The organism is Collinsella sp. HCP28S3_B9 (assembly GCF_052066095.1).
GTDB lineage: Bacteria > Actinomycetota > Coriobacteriia > Coriobacteriales > Coriobacteriaceae > Collinsella.
On the sequence record NZ_JBQHST010000072.1, the window covers coordinates 1 to 670 of the forward strand.

Consider the following 670-nt stretch of genomic DNA (forward strand, 5'->3'; position numbering starts at 1 on the left):
GAGACGGTCACCAGGCACGACATGTTGTCCGTGATGCACTCCTCCGGGACGCCGCCGAGGCGGGTGAAGGTGGCGAGCAGGCAGGACAGCAGGTCGTCGAGCGTGCGGCTCCTGACCGGTATGAAGCGGTGCTTCCGGGGGTAGCCGAGCGTCGCGGTGAACACGCTGAACTCGAAGACCTCGCCCTCCGAGTCGACGAGCCTCATGCCCTCCTTCCAGTCGAACTGCAGCTGCCTGCCCGGGGGCGTCTCGAACCGCGGGTGCGGCTCGCGGCCGCCCGCGCCCCCGAAGGGCACGTCGCGGGCCCGGCACCAGGCGGTGAAGGCGCCGTACCCGGGCAGCCCCTCCCCGCGGCCCTCGCGCAGGAACGCGTAGACGGCCATCTTGGTCATCCCGGGCAGCTGGGCCTTCGAGCGGATCACCTCCTCGAGCGGGTCGAAGGCGCTGCCCCTCGCGGACCTCCCGTCGGCGGCGGACTCGCCCTCCCGCCAGTACTTGGCGACCGTGTGCCGGTCCATGCCGCGCCTCCTCGCGATCTCGCTGAAGTTCGGCTTCGCGCCGGACCCCCTGTAGACGTTCAGCTCTCCCATTACGTTTCGCTCCATATCCCGCTCCTCCCGGGTCGGATACCCGATCGGAGCATAGTTCCGTTAGCGCAGTTGGTGAAAGT

General features: G+C 69.4%; 1 pseudogene. It reads right to left on the bottom strand.

From position 1 onward, the window contains the following. Positions 1-605: pseudogene (locus ACTNBB_RS09125) on the bottom strand (IS21 family transposase); the annotation flags it as partial. Positions 606-670: the final 65 nt, after the last annotated feature.